This is a genomic window from Saccharothrix sp. NPDC042600, from assembly GCF_040647305.1.
Taxonomy (GTDB): Bacteria; Actinomycetota; Actinomycetes; order Mycobacteriales; family Pseudonocardiaceae; genus Actinosynnema; species Actinosynnema mutabilis.
Window position 1 is genome coordinate 50340 of the sequence record NZ_JBEZBW010000026.1, and the last position, 19210, is coordinate 69549.

General features: G+C 65.2%; 9 protein-coding genes. All 9 read left to right on the forward strand.

Annotated elements, in window-relative coordinates; genetic code table 11:
• The first annotated feature begins 31 nt into the window (after positions 1–31).
• The gene (locus AB0A74_RS18445; protein ID WP_358250865.1) at positions 32–949 is read left to right on the forward strand and encodes a LysR family transcriptional regulator; all 918 of its coding nucleotides are present in this window, start codon (positions 32–34) and stop codon (positions 947–949) included.
• A gap of 786 nt (positions 950–1735) precedes the next feature.
• The gene (dpdE, locus tag AB0A74_RS18450) at positions 1736–4840 is read left to right on the forward strand and encodes a protein DpdE (RefSeq protein WP_358250867.1); all 3105 of its coding nucleotides are present in this window, start codon (positions 1736–1738) and stop codon (positions 4838–4840) included.
• On the forward strand, positions 4837–7368 hold the full coding sequence (dpdF, locus tag AB0A74_RS18455) for a protein DpdF (protein WP_358250869.1): 2532 nt from the start codon (positions 4837–4839) through the stop codon (positions 7366–7368). Before dpdE ends, dpdF begins: the two co-directional genes overlap by 4 nt.
• Positions 7365–8270: a hypothetical protein gene (locus AB0A74_RS18460; protein ID WP_358250871.1), complete on the forward strand. Its 906-nt coding sequence runs from the start codon at positions 7365–7367 to the stop codon at positions 8268–8270. The genes dpdF and AB0A74_RS18460 overlap by 4 nt, the downstream gene beginning before the upstream one ends.
• Positions 8267–11368, forward strand: a complete 3102-nt coding sequence (locus AB0A74_RS18465) for an ATP-binding protein (protein ID WP_358250873.1) — start codon at positions 8267–8269, stop codon at positions 11366–11368. Before AB0A74_RS18460 ends, AB0A74_RS18465 begins: the two co-directional genes overlap by 4 nt.
• Before the next feature lie 82 nt (positions 11369–11450).
• Complete coding sequence (locus AB0A74_RS18470; RefSeq protein WP_358250875.1) at positions 11451–12050, forward strand: hypothetical protein; 600 nt, start codon at positions 11451–11453, stop codon at positions 12048–12050.
• On the forward strand, positions 12043–16443 hold the full coding sequence (dpdJ, locus tag AB0A74_RS18475; protein ID WP_358250877.1) for a protein DpdJ: 4401 nt from the start codon (positions 12043–12045) through the stop codon (positions 16441–16443). The genes AB0A74_RS18470 and dpdJ overlap by 8 nt, the downstream gene beginning before the upstream one ends.
• Entirely contained in the window at positions 16440–16970 is a 531-nt protein-coding gene (dpdK, locus tag AB0A74_RS18480) for a phospholipase D-like domain-containing protein DpdK (RefSeq protein ID WP_358250879.1), read from the forward strand. The genes dpdJ and dpdK overlap by 4 nt, the downstream gene beginning before the upstream one ends.
• Complete coding sequence (dpdD, locus tag AB0A74_RS18485) at positions 16967–19159, forward strand: protein DpdD (RefSeq protein WP_358250881.1); 2193 nt, start codon at positions 16967–16969, stop codon at positions 19157–19159. The genes dpdK and dpdD overlap by 4 nt, the downstream gene beginning before the upstream one ends.
• The last annotated feature ends 51 nt before the right edge of the window (positions 19160–19210 follow it).

Here is a 19210-nt window from a genome sequence, read left to right on the forward strand (position 1 = left end):
AGACCCATAGACATCCAATAGTCTTCTGCATGTGAGGGATAGCGGAACCAATGGCTCGGGTGCTCTGGACCTGAACCTCCTGCGCACGTTCCTGGCCGTCTACCGGTCCGGCTCGTTCACCGCCGCCGCGCGCCTGTTGGGCCTGTCACAGCCGACCGTCACCACCCAGATCCGCGCGCTGGAGCGGCAACTGGGCCGGGAGCTGTTCGAACGGCAGGCCCGCGGGGTCGTCCCGGCGCCGCCCGCCGACGACCTCGCCGCGCGCGTCGGCCAACCGCTCGACGCGCTGGCCGCCGTGGCGGGCGACGACGGCGGCCCGGTCGAGCCCGTGCACCTGGCCGGACCGGCGGAGTTCCTCACCCACTGCGTCGTGCCCCACCTCGCCCCGCTGGTGGACCAGGGCGTCCGGCTGCGCATCACGGCCGGCCAGACCGAGCAGCTGCTGGACGGGGTGAGCGCGGGCCGGTTCGACCTGGTCGTGGCCACGCACCGCCCGCGCGGCCGCAACCTCGCCTCCGCCCCGCTCGCGGACGAGGAGTTCGTGCTGGTCGCCGGGCCGCGGTGGGCGCAGCGGACCGGTCCGGTCGAGGACCCGGCCGCGCTCAACGGGGTGCCGCTGGTCGCCTACGCCGAGGACCTGCCGATCGTGCGCCGCTACTGGCGGCACGTGTTCGGCCGCCGCCTCACCGGCCACCCGGCGGTCACCGTGCCCGACCTGCGCGCGGTGCTCGCGGCGGTGGTCGGCGGCAGCGGGTTCAGCGTCCTGCCGCGCTACCTGTGCGAGCGCGAGCTGGCCGCCGGCGACCTGGTCGTGCTGCACGAGCCGGAGGACCCGCCGATCAACACCGGTTTCCTGGTGCAACGCCCCGGCGCGTCGGCCAACCCGCACGTGTCCGTGGTCCGCGACCACCTGCTGCGCGTCGGCCGGCATGCCTCCTCAGTGACCTGACCCCCATGTGGCACACCGGATCCGGCGGCGTGATGAGGCACTTGGAGGAATGCTCATCTTCGGTCCGGGTCTGGAGCGCGATCTCGATCTGTGAGCTAGACGCGAAAGTCACCCGTTTGGCGCAATAACGTCAGTGTGTTCAGCGGCGATGTTCCAGGCAACACGCTCACAGGCTGGGGGGTTGACGCCAAAATGCTCGGACGATCCGTGACACCGTCGCTTGCACACCCGTATCGCCATCAAAGCGCCTGAACGCAAGCCGTGCGGTGCGCCGTCACGTGCCCCGAGCAAGGCGTGGTGCCGTAGCCGGTTCAGTGGCAGTCCGGGTTTGATACCCAGGTTGGCCTCGAACCCGTGCGTGACGGCGCTGCCAAGGCCGCCCGTCGCAATCTGCGGGTCCTCGTTGAATCCGGGCCTGTTCGAACCCCGACCGTGGTACATGTTGTTGCAAGGTGCTCGGTGTCAGGTGAGCAGTGGGCCGACGTAGATCTCTTGGAGTCTGGTTGACAGGCGCGATGTCCACCTGGTCGACCTTCGCATCCCGACCGACGCCTTGCGTGACTGTCCGAGACTGGGATGGGTGGCGATCCGTGGCCGACGTCGCGGCTTGGTCGGCCAGTTCGTCCTGCAAGTTCGATGTACTCCGCAACTCTGCGGTGTGTCGAACGTCGTTGTGGATCAACGTTGGACCGGTTCGATCGGAACAAGGCAGGTCGGAGGCGGCCTGCGTCGATGTGTCCCCGTCAACAGCGTCCGGTGTCGACGTGGTGCCCTGTCGCATTGTGAGTGGCTGAATTGCTCAACAAGTTCTCGTCGCCCAGTCGCTATGTCCGCCGCTGGGTGAAGGTGAAGTCCAACGACTACGGCTACGGGTTCTGCACAGAGAAGCGCCCGGACGGAGCCGTGGTCGTGTACACGGACATACCCGGCGTCGCGCAGACGCAGGTCGTTGTTCCGGTGGAGCAGTTGGAAGTGGTCCGGGTCGCCAAAGGGACTAGGGTCTGGCTTAAGGGCGAGCCCTACGGTTGGCATGCAGCGGAAATCGTCGACGCGAGCGGTTTCGGTGAGTACCACGTCCGTGTACCCGGAATCTCGCGCGATGTCAAACTCGCCGGTGACCGGTTCGTCGTGCGGTGGAGCCTCCCGCTGGCGGACCCGGCCAAGGCCCTGGCAAGCGGATTGTGCGATTCTCCCGAGTATTACGAGGCTCGCCGTGCGTTCCGTGACGAACTCCTGCGGCAGCGCAGGGTCTCACGCGGCTTCACAGGTGTACTCTCAGCAGCAGTCGAACTCTATCCACACCAATTGGACACGGTTGCGCGTGTCCTTGCCGACCCAGTGCTCCGCTACCTGTTGGCGGATGAGGTCGGCCTTGGCAAGACCATTGAGGCCGGCCTGGTCCTGCGCCAGTTGTTGCTCGACGATCCGCACGCAACCGCGTTGATCGCTGTTCCCACGCCGTTGATCCGGCAGTGGCAGGATGAACTGCGCGGTCGGCTGTTGTTGGGGAACGCCCTGTCCGTTGGTCGCATCCGGTTGGTCAGGCACGAACGCATGGCGGACCAGGCGGACGTCCGGAAGCATGCGCTCGTCGTGGTGGACGAAGCGCACCGACTGCTCCCGCACCTTCGCCGCGCGCCGAGACTCTACGAGGACATGCTGGCTACTCGTGGGTTGCTGTTGCTGTCGGCCACACCGATGCGCGGCAATTTCGATGAGTTCCTCCAGTTGCTGAACCTGGTCGACTCGACAGCGTTCCCCAGGAATGCGTTGGCAGACTTCCGCGCTCGGGTAGCGGCGCGTGAGACCGAGGCGACCAACCTCGAAGCGCTTGCCTCGTTGCGTATGACTCGATCGATGCGCGTCTCGGTTCTCGCTGAACTGGAGGAGGCACATCGCTCCGACCCAGTTCTTGCCGGCTTGGCCCGTGACTGCAGAACGGCGGACGCCCCGGACGCACCCGTTTGGAAAGAGTTGATCAACTACGTTCGCGAAACGTACCGGATCAGCCGTCGGATGATCCGGCACCGACGCAACACTGAGGCGACCGAACGTTATCCGGTGGCAGGGCGCCAAGCTACCTTCATCACCTTCCGCGACCCGACGCGCTCGACCGTTGACGAGTTCCTCGACCAGTACCACGAACTCCAGGATGATGCTGCCGACGCCGAGGTGTTCGGGCGTACTGTCCTGAACGGCCTGTGCGGTCCGAAGGCGCTGTTGCGGCATCTGCAACAGCGGCTCGCCGCCCTGCCCGGCAATCCGTTGCACGTGCCCGAGCGAGAGCGAGCCCTCTTCCGCAGCGCGGTGGCGAGGCTCGAGTTGGCGGACACCGGTGCCAGGCTGGACTTCATGCTGGGAGTAGTCGACGGCTTGCTGCGCGAGGGGCGACGTGTGGCCGTCGTAGGCACCCCGGCCGACTCCGCTCAAGAGTTCTACACCGCCGCCGTCGCTCGGTGGCACAACAAGGTCAGTAGCCACTTCGGCGCTATGCCTGTCGACCACCGTGAAACGGAGGTTGCGCGCTTCCTGTCGTCCGACGGCGGTGCCGTGTTGGTCGGCGACCACACCATCGAGGAGGGGCGCAACCTCCAGGACGCCCACGTGTTGGTGAATCTCGACCTCCCGTTGGACCCGAACCGGCTCGAGCAGCGGATCGGCCGCCTGGACAGGTTCGCGCGCAGGGTTGAACCCGCGGTGGTCGTGGTCGTCGACGAACCCGAAAGCAGTTGGGTGGCGCCGCATGTGCGTCTCTTGAACGAGGGCATCGGCATCTTCGAAGCGTCTGTCGCAACGCTTCAGCGCAAGCTGGTCGAAGTCGTGGAGCAACTCAAAAGCCGGTTGTTGGAGAAGGGCAACCTCGCCTTCGAAATGGACCTCGCCGCGCTCCGGTCGGCCTTGGAGACCGAGCGTACGGAAGTAGACCTCCTCGAAGAGATGGAGTCCGTCGCCGTCGCGTCCGACTTCGACGAGGACGGCATTGCCGAGCTGAACAGGGCTGAGGACGACTTCCTCAAGCTCACGGACGCCTTCACCCGGCTCACGTCGATGCAGGGCGGATTGGATCTGAGACCGTTCGAGAACCCGACAACGGGGGTGGTCGGGTTCGACAGCGATCCGCAGCGGATGGTGTTCGGTGCGCCGGAGGACGTTGCCGACGAGGTGTTGCCGTTGCTCAAGACCTCACGCGCCTATTCGCGGCGGGTCGCGACGGACCGGGTCGGCGTCGCGCCGCTCCGGCTGGGGGATCCGCTGATCGACTGGCTCGAGCGCTATCTTCGCGTCGACGAACGCGGCCGAGCCCGCGCCGTGATCCGGCGCGATCCCTCCGTGCGGATCGCCACGTTGTGGTTGCAATGCGACTTTCTCGTCGAGTTCGACGATTCGCACCTGCGTGCCGAGAGTGAAGCGGCGAGGCGCAGGCTGCGCCGCCGCGGCGATGCGCTGCTTGCGCCCGTCCTCGAACGCACGTGGACCAACGGCGACGGGCCTGCGGATGCCTCCACCGTGTCGATGCTGGAGAGGCCCTTCGACCAGGCGGTCGACCGGTTGCTCAAAGGCGGGGTGTGGAAGGAGGTGCTGGCCGAAATTCCGGACTGGCGGGAGGTGTGCAAGGCGGCAGCCGAGGCGGCGTGGGAGCACCTGCGCGAGACTCCGTCGTTGACGACGACCCCGAGAGTCGCTGCGACGCGAGCCGCGGTGGAGGTGCAGCGACGGTTGGACGTCCTTAACGCGCGCTCCCTGCGGTTGCCTTCCCAGGCAGAACGTGCCGGGGCTCGTGGCGACCTGGAGCGCGAGCGTGACCTGGGACGAGCCTTGACGCTTGGTGTAGAGCGGCCGGCGGTGTCGGTAGTCGCGTGTGGGGCAGTCGTACTCTGGCCATCGAAATGATCGATGAAGACTTCGGTGACGAGGACAGCGCACTGCTGGAAGTACTGGCGGGCGGCGCGCCCGATGCCGCGTTCGCTGACGACCTGCATGCCAGGCTCGCGCACGTCAGTCGCTCGGCGGATGGCAGCGACCTCGACTTCGCGGTGTTGATGAGGCAGTTGCTCCGTCGGTGGTCCCTTCGAGATGGTCACGACTACCGCATTGCGGTACACCCGTCGCTGTCGGCCAGACTCGAACGCTGCGCAGGGATGACCGGACTGGTCGAAACCGGACGGGACAGGTGGTCGGCGATCCCGTGGCAGCCGGCATGGCTCGGGCCCGGAGCGCCCGATGCCGCTGCTGCTGGTGGCACCGCCGTGGGCAAGCGCTTCCACGGCGATGGGCCCGCAGCCGACCCGTTCTTCGAGCGGTGCACCGGATACCGGACATATCGGACACCGGGACAGCGTGCGGCGTGCCGGGCAGCCGTGTCGATGCCCGCGGGCAGTACGTTAATCGCGATGCTGCCGACGGGTTCTGGGAAGACCGAGGTCGCCCTGTGCCTCGCCGAGCAGCACAAGTACGCGGTCACACTCATCGTTGTTCCAACGGTCGCGCTCGCGTACGACTTCGAACGGCGTTTCCGTGACCACTTCGCACGCCGGTACTCCGACGTCGACAAGTCGGAACTCCACTTCGCGTGGACCGCAGATACCCCTTCCGAGATCCGGGAGGTCATGAAGACGAGAATCCAGGACGCTCGGCAGCGACTCCTCGTCACCTCTCCCGAATCCATGACGCGAACGCTCCGGCAATTCCTTCTCGAGGCCGCGGGCACGGGGCGGCTGGGTGGCATCGTCGTGGACGAGGCGCATCTGGTCACCCAATGGGGCCGTGACTTCCGGCCCGAGTTCCGCACCCTGGCCGAACTCAGGAGGAGCTTGATAGCTCGGGCGTGCGAGAACCATTATTCGCCACCCAAGACCCTCCTCCTGAGCGCAACGCTCGGCTCGTACGAGTTGGAGGACCTGCATTCCCTGTTCGGTGAACCTGGCCCGTGCGCGCTGGTGGCGGCGAACGCTCTCCGTGGCGAACCAGACTTGTGGATCAGGGCCGACAATGACGGCGCAGTGAGACTGCAGCACGTGCAGGAGGCGTTGGCCATGCTGCCGCGGCCGGGCATCCTGTACGTCACGTCGCCCGACACGGCCCGTGCGTGGGGGGAAATCCTTCGAAACCAGGGCTATCAGCGGTTGGCCGTGGTGACTGGCGAGACGAGCACTGAAGAGCGGGTACGCGTGCTGGAAGGCTTGCGGAGTACGGCGGGCAAACCGTCGACCGTGGACCTCGTGATCGCCACTTCAGCATTCGGCTTGGGCATCGATTACCCGCACATCCGGACAGTCGTCCACGCCTGCCTGCCTGAAACGGTTGACCGGTGGTACCAGGAAGTGGGTCGCGGCGGGCGTGACGGTGACGTCTCCGTTGGCTTGCTGATTACAGAGGAGAAGGACTACGACGAGGCTCGTAACCTGATCACAACGGTGTTGAGCCCAAAAACCGGAAAAGACCGCTGGGTCGATATCTGGGGCCACCGTCAGAAGCGTTTGCAGAAGACGTTCGTAGACCTGGAAGGCAGTCGCGGTGTTGGTCGAGGGACCTACAATCGCAGGTGGAATGTGCAGTTGTTGCAGGCCCTGGTCGAACTAGGCGCGTGTTCCCACGTTGAATCCGACTTCGAAGAGCGTCGGGAACTACCCGCCGGTGACGACGGTAGGTCCGACTGGGTCGCGATCGAGGTCAACCATGGTGACCTGGCCGATGTCACGTTCTGGGAAGAGCAATGGGGCCCTTGGCAGCGAGCGGAGATCGAACGGTCCAGGCAGTCACTGGACGCGATGTTCGCCCTTTCCCAGCAGCGTGTCGCGGCATGCGAGGGAATCGCTCGATACTACCAGCCCTCCAGTCGCATCTACGAATTGTTCGGCGAAGCCGCAGTAGAATCCGTGGCCCCGGAACCTCGGTGCGGGAGGTGCCCGGGGTGTAGGCAGGTTGGCGTGCAACCACGGCCAACCATGTTGCCGAACCCGATCGAAGCGTGGCCGCTCGACGGGTCACAAGGTCTCGATCTCGACCACCTCGCCGCGGCGGCCGGTGCCCGAAACGGGGTGATCCTGTTGACCAGCGACAACCATGATGAGGTCGCGGTCCCGCTCGCCAGAGCACTGGTCCGTCGTGGGGTGCGGCATGTCGCAGGACTCCCCGACGAGGAGTTGCCCGAGGTTCCATGGATCTTCTGGGATCCTCAACCGATCAGGCCGGCTGAGTTGACCCCCGCGCCGTCGTTCGTCGTCTATCCGCCCGGCAGCGTGGTGCCCAGAGGATGGCTCACACCGAGTCTGTGGGTACCGCAGCGGCGACACTTCAAGCGATCCTTCGACGTACTCCTGCTGGGATCGGGCGCGCTCCTGGATGGGCGTGAAGTAGGACGTGATTTCCTCAGCCTTGACGCGCGTACAGCACTGGAGATCCTCGGGAGCCGATCTTGAGTTACCTGAAGAACCAAGTCCTCGCGAGCGCTCCCGCCTTGTTCGTGATCTGCCGGTACCTCGCGCACCACCCGCCTGGTGCCACTGTCGACCGGATGAACGCGGCCTTGGCGCCGGCGTCGCTGTCCGCGGAAGTGGGTCGTGCGGGTCGGACTGCTAAGGTGCCGCCGGTCCTGTCGGACTCTCTGCAGATCGGTGTCGACATCGGTCTGTTGAATACGGAAGGTGTTCGCGACCGTCGCGTCTACACCTTGCGCCATACTTACGTGGAGCAGATCCGCGATATGCCGCCCGCTGACTCGCGGGCGTTTCGCACGTTGCTGCTTCGGCGGTTCGGTGTCCGATTGCTGGATGCGGTGGAGAAGGACGAGCCGCCACCCGACATGCCGTACGCGATCACTTGGTTGCTCATGTGGGACCCGCTGCGGTCCACATCGGACCAGTGGGATCAGGGGCCTCGCGAGAAGTTCGAACAGGCTGGTATGCGTCAAGCGGTGTACAACCCGGAGCAATGGCGCCCGTTCCTGCGCTGGGCGAGGGCGCTCGGCTTGGTCAGCATGACGGTCTCGCGTAACAAGTCGAGGGTGTCCGTCGATCCCACATGTGCGGTAGAAGGACTGGTGGGCCAGATGCCGTCGAGTGCATCCGCTCAGGAGTGGCTCGATCGCCTCTACGAACTTGCTCCCCTGCTCGGCGACCCTCGTCTGCTGCGAGCACTTCCTGATGGGATCAGCCTCCCGCCTGGGCCGACAGAAGCGGTGTCCCTGGCGTTGCTGAAGCTGGAGCGGGCGAATCGGGTGCGGTTGATGCACGCGGACGACTTCGCGGACGCCGTTGTTCTCCGGGTCGGCGGCAGGGATCGTCGCATCGCCCGGATCGAGATCGTAGAGGAGCGCCCATGACCAGCACGATGAGGGGTTTCCGCTGCTGGAGTGCGCGGTCCGTTCGAGAAACCGTCTTCTCGGACATCGGCCAGCTCCCCCTCGGGAGTGACGCGCTGTTCCTGGCAGCGCACACACCGATGGCGATCCAGCACCGGGAAGGACCCGAGGTCGGCAATGCGGATGCAGGGGAACAGCATGTGCTCAGTGCCCTCATGGCATCCTTCGGAGACCCGCGGCGCAACTCGCTGATCGCGGTCACCGGTGACTCGGGTGCCGGTAAAAGCCACGTCGTCAGATGGGTGCACGCCAACCTTCCCAAAGACGACAACAGGTTCCACGTACTGTACGTGCCGCGAGCCGTTCAGACGATCCGTCAACTGCTCAAGCGAATCGTCGAAGGGCTGCCCGGTGAAGGCGGCGCCGAGATCATGGAGCGCGTGGACGCCGCAGTTGGCGGTACCAGCCCAAACCAGTTGCGCGATCGGCTGCTCGAAGAAATGCGGCACGTGTTGACGTGGGTACTCGAACCCTCGATACCTGCGCCGGGAGAGTCGCAGGAGGACGCGGACCGCCGTGAAGCCCGGACCATGCTCCTCGGAACTGCTGACGGCGAGGGCAAGCGCAGGAACGGTTTGGCGGACCTTCTGAACGTGACGTTGGTGAACGCCTCACTGCTGCGCAGCGGTGGGTTGCTCGACCGGTTCGTTGCTTCGGTGTACGAGGAGACCTCGCGCCGCGACGAACAGCAGGACGGCTTCGCCGAAGAGGATCTACCGTTCCAAGTGCCCGGTGTGGTGAGGGCGCTGTCCGCCGACGCCGACCTCTTGGACCTGTGGAGGGTCGTCAAAGCCCAACGACAGGCGGTGCTGCGGTTGCTCGACGAAGCGTTGCGAGCGGCCGCTCCACGCACCCTGGGCTTCCGCGCCAACAACGGCGAAACGCTCGACTCATTGTTTCGGAGGTCACGTCAACTCCTCCACCAGCAAGGCAAGGAACTCGTCCTCTTGTTCGAGGACCTTGTCCAGTTCGGTCTGATCGACGGCGAATTGTACGACCAGTTCACCACCCAGCCCGGCGAGGACCTGGCCCCGCTCCGCGTGGTGTTCGCGGTCACCGACGCGCCCTTCAGTCAACTCCGCGAGACTGTCCGCACTCGAATCACGCACTGGTTCGCGGTGAACTCGACGGCGACGGTGGATCGACGGGAGTTCGTCGCTCGCTACCTCAACCTCGTTCGCGTCGGTCGCGCCGATGTCGAAGCATCGTGGGTAGGTGCCCGTGACGAACGAGGAGACTGGCCCAGGAACGCCTGTGACACGAGGGAAGAAGGGAGTCCCTGCCGCTTCCGGGACGAGTGCCACGCTGCGTTCGGCACGATCGATGTCCCCGGGGTCGGCGCAGTCGGCCTATACCCGTACAACGAGGTCGCCCTGCGCCGTGGCCTGGCGAAGCGCGGTGCCAACGCCACTCCGCGTAACATCCTCGACGTGTGCGTCCGCGAACAGTTGATCGAAGCCGACGCCCACATCGCCCAGGGTGACTACCCGCACGAACGTCTTCGTGAGCGTTTCGACTTCACGGTTCGGCGGTCGAAGGAGGTGGTAGTCGGCCGCACCGCCGGGGAACAAGCGGAACGTCTGTACCGCGCTCTCGTTCTCTGGGCGGACGAAGGTGAATTGGCACCCACTGTGGCGGAGGCGTTCTCACTGCGGCCATCCGGGCAGAAGAGCACGGTCGCCTCGACGCCGGTGACGAAGTCGCCCGATCGCCCTGCGGATCGCGGGTCGAGTCCGGCGAAACCGATCGAAGACCTCCAACCGAGCCCCTTGAACTCGTTGTTCCAGTGGCAGAACAGCACTGAAGAGATGCCCGCCGCCGAGGCGGACGAGTATCGCAGGAACCTGCGGAAGATGGTCCTGTCGCGACTCAACCTCGATCTAGACCTTTTTCACACAGCGGGCGACGGTGCAGGTGCCACATTGCTCGAGGGCCTTCTTCCAAGGCACGCCTTCGTAATCGAAGATGCCCGCGGCCGCGCGCCTGCAGCCGCCAACATCCGGTTCGACTTGACCCGCGACCCGGCCGATGTCCGAGTGCTCATCGCAGCGAAGTGGTTCTGGGACCACGGAACCTGGGAGCCAGAAGCCGGGAAGTGGCCATGGCCTGATGGCTACGAGCCGTTTGACCTCATGCTCGCCTTGGAACACCGGCTCGACCAGTGGGCGACGGAAGTCCGCCGGCGGTTCATCGAAGCAGTGGCCAATCGCGATGTGGCGCGTGCCGCCCTCGGCGTACGGGCAGTGTGTTTACTCGCCCTCGGCACGCCTCCGAACCGGCTGGGCGCGGTGAACGATGTCTTGAGCGCCAAGCCGATGAAAGCCGAGCCTCTCGACTCCTGGAGCGGGGTCGACAGTGTGGCGCGCGATGTGTTGGGCACCGTTTCACCGATCGACCTGATAGCGCAGTTCGCATCGGTTCGCCAAGGTGAGACCGGCAGCCCGCAATTGATCGATGCAGTCGGGCTTGAACTCGACCTCAAAGCGATCCTCGACAGGCCGGTCGAGTATCTACGGCGCGTTGAGAAAGAGATGGCTCCTGCTGGGTCCGATGTCGCGGCTGGTGCGAAGAAATTGGCGGCGGCGGTGGACAAGGCCGCCGCAGGCGAACTCTCACAACTGGTCGAGGCGATGGAATACCTTGAGACCGTGCTTGACGGCCATCTTCCCAAGGAGGTGGCGAAGGTAGCGCGCGAGACCGGTGAACTCGCGGTGGAACATGGACTGTTCCGCCCGGCTGACGCAGTCGGCTCTTTCCGCGAGGCGACTGACTTGGTCGAGCGCATGCCTTCCGGACTGCCTCTCGGCTGGCGGGGTGACGACCAGGTTCCTGCGGGAGATCAGGTGTTGGCGGCGCAGGCATGGGCGGCGGCGGCGATCCGCGGTGCAAGTGCGTTGGCTCGGATCAAGAACATCTTGGAAGCTACCCGTGCCGAGTGCGCGCGCAACGATGGCACCGCGGAAGACCTGCAGGCGCGCACATCGGCGGTTCGCTCAGCACTGTCCGGTATCCGGAAATACATCGATGTGTTGAGGCCAGTGGGGGGCCGCCGTGGGTGACCATGCACCTGATTGGGTTGTCGACACCAGAAGCGCTGTACGCCGCGCGAGCGACGCGAAGCAGGCGCACGAAGATCTCAGGGTGATCTCGGAGGCAGCTAGAGATCTCAGTCGACTGCTCAATCAACTCGAAGGTCTCGCTGCTGCCGCTGAGGTGGGGCTGGGTTCCTGGTGGAAGGGTATCGCGGTGCCGAGTGGTCTCGAGACCGCTCTCGAAACGGTGGAGTCGGAACCGGACCGGCGACAGATCGCCGTGGTCGTTAGGGAACTGAAGCAGTTCAACACGCGTGCTCGGAGCTCCGTCGACTCGGCGTGGTCGGAGTACGTCGAAGCTCGTGCGGGAGACGCCGCCGCCCTCCGTGACCTAGTCGACGTCCTTGCTGCAAGTGGATCCTTCGCCGTCGCCGGCAAGTTGAGGGACGCGCTGGTTGAACTGCCTGCGCTGAGGCGTCAGACACCGGACGCCGCCGCGCTGGCTCGGCTGGATGAGGTGGTGACCCTCGCGGAGGAGTTCGAAGAGTCGTTGCCGACGGCGGTGAAGGTCTTTGTGTCGGCCGCAGCACAAGGCGGTGCTTCGGTCGGCCTCCTGAACGCCGAAGTCCTGTCCTGGCTTCACGACCACGGCGTTGCTGGGAACTTCAAGGTAGTAGCGGGTAGTCCGGTGGAGGTTCCCCGTGGATGACGCAGCACTTGACGCGCTGACCGCTGTCGAATTGCGGGAGGCCCGGCTCCTGGCATGGGGCGCCGTCGGTGCTGAGTGGGACGAAGAGGAGATCCATGCTGTTCTCTCGGATTTCGGCCCGCCGCGCGAACTGCTCAAGCAACTGGTGGATGCCGCCCTGATCGTGCGAACGCCGAGCCGCCGCTATCGGTCCCGTAGCGCTGAGACGGTGCGGCTGATCGCGACACTCCGGCAGTCGTTCCGAGGCCAGGCTGTCACCGAGGGGAAGCCCTTGGTGCTGGACCACCGGTTCCTGCACCGGCCACGCCGGAGGCCCAAGCGCGATGTCCCTGTCGACGAAGTGCTCAACGACATCCGGGGCCTGATCGGTCCCCTGGGGTTGAGCGCGGCGCAGGCCTTGGCGCCAGATGCCTTTTCAGGGTTTCAGCGACGGAGTGCGTCGACAGTGTTGCAGGCGCTGCGCAGTGGTGGACGCACCGGTGTGATGGTCACCGCCGGCACGGGTAGCGGTAAGACCCTAGCCTTCTACCTGCCACTGCTGTCGTGGCTGGCCGATCAAGCGAAGACGCGACGTGAACCCGGGGTTCTGGGTCTGGCGCTCTACCCGCGCAATGAGCTGCTCAAAGATCAACTCCGAGCTTTGCTCGGCTACACCACTGCCCTTCACACGGCGAACCCCGGGTCGTCGCCGCTCAGTCTCGCGACTTGGTTCGGCCTGACGCCTTCGAGTGCCTACGCGGTGACCCAAGGGTGGGCCGAAGGATGGGTCGAACGGGGAAGAGGGTACGTCTGTCCTTTTCTGCGCTGCCTTGAATGCGACTCCGACATGGTGTGGAACAAGGCCGATGTGCTGCGGAATGAGGAGAAGCTTGTCTGCACGACCTGCGAAGCGGTGATCGATGGGAGGTTCTTGCGGCTCACCCGGGATTCCGCTCGAGACCGCCCGGCCGATCTGATGTTGAGCACCACCGAGTCGCTGAACAGGCAACTGTCCGCCCCCGGCAGCCTCCGGGCGTTCGGGCTTCGCCCCGCCAGTCTCTCGGCTGTGCTGTTGGACGAGGTGCACACCTACGAGGGGACGACGGGCGCCCAGAACGCGATCCTGCTTCGCCGCCTGAAGCACGCGCTCGGGCGTGTACCGACCTGGGTGGGCCTCTCTGCCACGTTGACCAATGCCGGTGAGTTCTTCGCGCGACTGGTGGACTTGCCACCCACCTCGATCACCGTCGTGCACCCGCACGCCGATGAACTCGAAGAGGCGGGAGCGGAGTACCTGCTCGCAATCCGAAGTGATCCCCATTCCAAAGCAGGAACGCTCTCGACGAGCATCCAGACGACCATGGCGTTGGCCCGTAGCTTGGACACGACGGTAGGTGATTTCACCGAACGCTCACCGACATCGGGTGGAGTATTCGGGAGTCGCACCTTCGTCTTCACCGACAAGCTCGACAGCACGAACCGCCTCTACTGGAACCTCTTGGACGCCGAAGGTTGGCGGTGGCCCGGCAGGCCTGCTGTGGGCAAGCGCCCGTTGACACTGGCGCATCTGAGGTCGACCAACCAGGAACGAGTAGACCCGGACCGCAAGGAGGCCGCCGAGGTTCGAGATCGCGACGGGCAGTGGTGGTGGTTGCCTGAACTGCTTGGCCACGGTGTCGAGGCAGACCGCCCCCTCCGAATCGGTCGTACCAGCTCGCAGGACCGGGGAGTGGCCGGCGAAGCGCAGGTCGTGGTTGCGACCGCGACCCTGGAGGTCGGTTTCGACGACGAGCGGGTGGGCGCGGTCGTCCAACACAAGGCCCCACACGACGCGGCTCAGTTCCTTCAGCGGAAAGGACGGGCTGGTCGCAGCCAGAGGACCAGGCCTTGGACGGTCGTCGTACTCAGCGATTGGGGGCGCGACCGCGAAGCGTGGGATGGCTATGACGCCCTGTTCGACCCCGATCTGCCACCGCGGAACCTGCCGGTCGAGAACCTCTACGTGCTGAGGATCCAGGCCGTCTACGCACTCCTGGACTGGCTTGCCGTTGAACTGCACTACAACGACCGTGACTCGACATGGGTGGATCTATCAGGTCCCGCCGCGGCTTTGTACCCCAAGAACCCGAAACAGCGTGAGCGTGCCGAGCGCAGGCAACGCGCGCTCGCGGGCCTGCTAGATCGACTGCTCCGCTCCGGGCCTGAGCGTCAACGGCTACGTCGACACCTTCTCCGCGCGTTGGGTTTGGGTGAGGGCGAAGTGTCGCAGTCAGTGGTGGACAGCGTCCTGTGGGACGCGCCTCGCCCACTCTTGTTGGCGGTCGTACCCACGATGCGGCGTTTGTTGCAGGACCAGTGGAGTGGTGAGGAACCGTTGCCGGACGATGCCGGGCTGCGCACCCGCACTCCGCTGCGACCGTTCGTGCCGGGCAACCTCTTCGATGACCTCCTGGTCCCCGATGTCGAGTTGGCCGTTCCCGGCAAAGGCGGTGAGACCACTGTCGAGCACATGCCGGCTCTGCGCGCGTTGCGTGAGTTCACCCCGGGCAACGTGACACGCCACTTCGGCATATGGGCGAAACACAAGCGGCATTGGATTCCGCTGCCCGGCGGGGCCGACGACTCCGCCCTGCGGGTCGACCTTCGAGGAACGTACCGGGTGACCGCGCCCGTCGACACACTTCTCCTGCCGAACGGCCACGTCGACGTCTATTCGCCCGTCTCGGCCGAATTGCGACCAGTGGAAGATGCCGTGCGTGACTTCTCAGCGGTTGCGCCTGATTGGAAGTTCCATGTCTCCGCGCTGGGCAGCGGTACCGGAGTGTCACTTGATCGGGGTGCCGGCACGGTACTGCGATCGCTGTCCGCACACGTTCATGCCCAAGGTGGCGGGGTCCGGACCATCCGGTATGCGACCACCGCCTCCGGGACCGTTTGGGCGCCTGATGCGCGCACAGTGCGTCTGCACTACGGGGTAGGTGAGGGAGACAGTTGGTCGCCGGCTGCGGTTGGAGTGGATGTTCACTGTGATGCTTTGGAGGCTGTCGTCCGTTTGCCCGGTGAGGTGATGCGGCCGAGTGCTGCTGAACGCTCCAGCAGGCTCCGCCATCACATCCTCGTGGAAGCCGACTTGCCTGCCGACCTCTCCTGGTTCGACCGGCAGTCGCTCGCCGAGGTCGTGTTGCTGGCCGTCGTAGCCGCGAAGCGTGACGGCGACGAGTTGGCAGGGCACGACAGTTGGGGTGCGGCGCTGACGGCGGCAGCCGGGGTTCTAGGACTGACGCCGAGCGCCGATGACCACCGACCGTCGTCACACGGTCTGCACTGGATCGGGTGGTGCCAGGACTCCAACGTGATCTCGGCAGTCGTCGCTGCCGTCCGCGAGGTCACGGCCGAGGAGCGATCAGCTGCATGGGAAGCCTGGTGGAGGCGCCGCTACACACTCTCAGTCGCGCGACTGGTCGTCAGCGCCTTGTCGGCGCTTTGCCGCGGAGTGGATGGCGAGGAGTTGGCGATCGACTTGGCCCCCGAGGACGACAGCCGGTTCTTGGTGTCGGAGCCATCACCAGGTGGTACGGGGCAGATCGAGGCGTTCCTCAGAGTTTTGACCAAGGAACCCGAAGCATTCTCGCGCGCTTTGGAGGACGCACTGGCACCGACGTCAGCCGACAGCATGGACGAAGAGTTGGCGTCGCTTCTGCGCAGTGATTCGACGGGCGTCAAGTCCGCTCTACGGCGACTGCGCGAAGCATGGGAAGCAGGCCACGCGGCTGTCGGTGAAGCCGTTCACGCGGTCGACGAGGCGGCCCGCGCCGACGATCTGACGCTGGGCGGGCCCGCCCGGTCGGCGTTGAGCACGAGGTTGGCAGGCCCGGGCGCGCACCCGGACCTCCTGGCCGAGGTCGCTGCTTGGCTCGATCTTCGCGACGAGGCGGCAGAAGCTTCCGGATTCGAGATCGATGGACGCACGCTCGGTGCCCTTGTGGCTCATGAAGAGCATCTTGACGAGGTGCTGCACCTCGACGAGGGGACATCCGCACCGCGGCGCGCCAGGTCTGTGGCGAACGTGCTGTGGCCCTGGGGTGAGCAGACGGCGTCCACGAACCTCTACGGGCCCTTCCTGGAGCCCTCGAGCAATACCGTTCGCGCTCATGTGCGCCTGGGACCCCCGAGTTTCAACCTGGACAAGTGGGATGACGATCAGCGACTGGCGGTTCACGATGCGTTGCGTGAGCATCGCGAGGTCGTGCTTCGTGCCGGTCATTCGGATCGGCGGTTGTTGAGAGCCGCGTTGGTGGACCTGCAGTCCCGTCCCGTGGAGGTCGGGCCGCTCCTGTGCCATCCGGTCGTAGTCGGTCAGCGCAGTTCGGCTCGGTCCACCGAGTGTCGCCTCCTTTTGCGGGAGGCGCTGTGAATCGCGTGATCCGCAAGTCGCGCGCGCAGAGTTCCAGCGAGGTCCTGGACATGCTGGGCGCCCTGTTCTCTGCCGAGCTCGTCGCGCCGAGCAAGAGCATTTGGCTGGTTTCACCGTGGATCTCGGACGTCGAGGTGGTCGACAACAGCGCGAACACATACTCAAGCCTCGCTCGTTTCGGTAGGCGGCCGGTGCGGCTGGTTGAAATCCTGGTGACGCTGGCTGAGCAGGGGACGGCCGTCGTGGTGGGGACCACTCCGGACAAGCTCAACGACATGTTCCTGCGCAGGTTGCAAACGCTGGAACAGGACCTGCGATTGGAGCGAGGCATCGAGGTGGTGGTCGACACCACGGGCAAGCTGCACACCAAGGCGTTGACAGGCGACGATTACGCGGTTGTTGGAAGCATGAACATCACTTACACGGGGATCAACTTGCGGGAGGAGCATGTCGAGCTGCGCACCGACGAGGCATACGTTGAGCAGGCCCGGATGGATGCCTTCGAACGTTTCGGCGGTGTGTTGTGACGGCGGCGGACGTCTTGCGTCTATGCCTGGGCGACCCTGCGCGTTTCAGAGACCTTCGTGACCGGGTCGATATCCTGTTCGAGGAACAAGTCGGGTCGTGGGCAAGGGGAGCCGGAGGCTGGCTGGTTCTGCCTCTGGACCGCGACCCTCAGGCTTTCTACCTGTTGTCGGAGGACCGCGAGGGACAGCGTCGTGGCAGGGAGGTGTTGCAGGCGTTCCTCGGACCGGTCGCCTCGATCACCTCGGTGTCGCCGGACCCAGCCGCGCACCAAGTGGACCGCTTGCTGGAGGAAGCCGCGTTGCGGCACATCTCGCACATCCGCAGGGAAAACGGACAACCCGGCGACCTCTTGACTCGGATCGAGGATGCCGTTGCGACGGTGAAGGGCAAAGACGCACGGCTCAGGCTGATCAGCCCGTCGTACGTGGATTTGCTGCGTGATCTCAGGCTTGCGCTGTTGCACCGCGATGGACGTCTGGCCGAACGGATCTTCGAGGACATCAAGCTCACCGGTCGGTTGAGCGCCGAAAACATCCGCTTCCTCAGAGTCGAGGTGCTCGGCCGCCTGGAGCGGTGGCGTGAACTACGTGACCAGCGCAACCTCACCCAATTGCTCAGGGTTCGACGACCGCGCGTGGTGAACGAGATCCTGCTCGAAATGGTCTGGCACACGGAAGTCGCCGGCTTGGTCAACACAGGGCGGTCGACTCGTGAGATGTTTTACGAAGCAGACCTCGGTGCTCGCTACGGCTCGCTGATCAGCGCGGTTGATGTCCCGGCCTCGGCCGGGGGTCGAGCGGTGGGAGTCGTCACCGCCGTGGCGCTCGGCGACCCGGAGCGGGTGAAGCGTCTGCTCCTTGCGGCGGAGGACGACGTCGAACGGCGTCGGCTCACGTCTTTGGCGGAAGGGGAACTCGAAGTCCCTGCCGCGTCGGCAACCTTGCGTGATCTGTTCGAGGAAGGGCAGTACGGTGCCTTCATCCGGGCTTTCCTGGAGGCTCCGGATGCAGATTTGGCCGACTTGGCGGTTCAAGCGACGCTGGACAGTGAAGACGTCGAGCACGCTTTCGACGTGCTGACCGCGGTCAACGGTCTCGAGGCGACTGCCGGTTTGCGCCCCGATCGTCGATTGCTGCGTGACATCGAGGACCTGACCCGACTCGTCGGAGGTTCGTGCTCGGGTTGGCGGGAATGGTGTGAGCGGCTGGCTCGCGACGTGGCGTGGCCCGACGCGGCGAATGTCGCCCGTAATCAGTGCGACAGCTGGGAAGGATTGTCGCAACTGGCAGCAGACGATGTCAGAGTGGTGGCTGATGCCTTGTCAAGCGCATGGGGTGGGATCAACGGCGCACAGGTGGCAGCCAGCCTCGATGTGTTGTGCCGTGCGGCGGCCGCGGCGGCCGGCACCGGTGTTGCAGGAGAATTCTGCGACACCGTGCTGGTGTTGTTGGCCGAACAGGAGAATCTCAGTGCACCGGTTCGCGAAGCTTACTTGCTCCTCCTCGAACGCATCCTCGACGGAGGCCCTAGCGGGTCGAGGTACCGAGACGCGGTGGAGTTGACTGCAAGGCTCTGGAGCCGTGCGGCTGCGGCGTCTTCCGTGGACTGGGGGATCGGTCTGGTTGACGCACTGCTCGTAGCGCCTTCCTTCGATCCCGGTCTCCGACTCTCGGTCATCGCGGAAATTCTGAGCAAGGCTCAGAGCTACCATCACCGGTTGAGTGCGCGTCAGCGGTCCGAGCTCGTTGCCCTGGGCGAGGAAAGCGGCGTTCCTGTGGTGCTGCCGGAGCAGCAGTTCACGGAGACCGGAAACCCGTGGACGAAGCTGGATGGCAAGGTTGTGGGGTTGTACACACTCTTGCCCGCAGCGGCGGCATCACTGGCTCGGCGGTTGGCGTTGTTGTGCTCACCCGGTTCGTTCGAGTCGAACTCCGACACCGTGGGAACGGCGGCCCTGCGCTCCTTGGCCACGCGAGCCGACGTCCTTGTCGTCGACACGTGGCATGCCGCGCACGCGGCGACGGATGCGATCGATGCTGTGCGAAATCGAGACGCACAGGTCTTCCCGATCGGACGTGGTGTGAGTGCCTTCTTGCAGGCTATTGAAAGGGCTATCACCGATGGTGACTCCGACCCCCCGGGGGCCGGGACTTCTCGCGACCATGATGTCGGCCAACTGAGGCGGTAGCTCCCTTCATCACTGCTTGGTGCGCGTATGGCAAGCCGAGGTGCCATGCGC

What these genes read in the sequence shown, in the direction of transcription:
- dpdF (WP_358250869.1), top strand. Translation starts at nt 4,837, where the DNA reads ATGATCGATGAAGACTTCGGTGACGAGGACAGCGCACTGCTGGAAGTA.
- AB0A74_RS18465 (WP_358250873.1), top strand. Translation starts at nt 8,267, where the DNA reads ATGACCAGCACGATGAGGGGTTTCCGCTGCTGGAGTGCGCGGTCCGTT.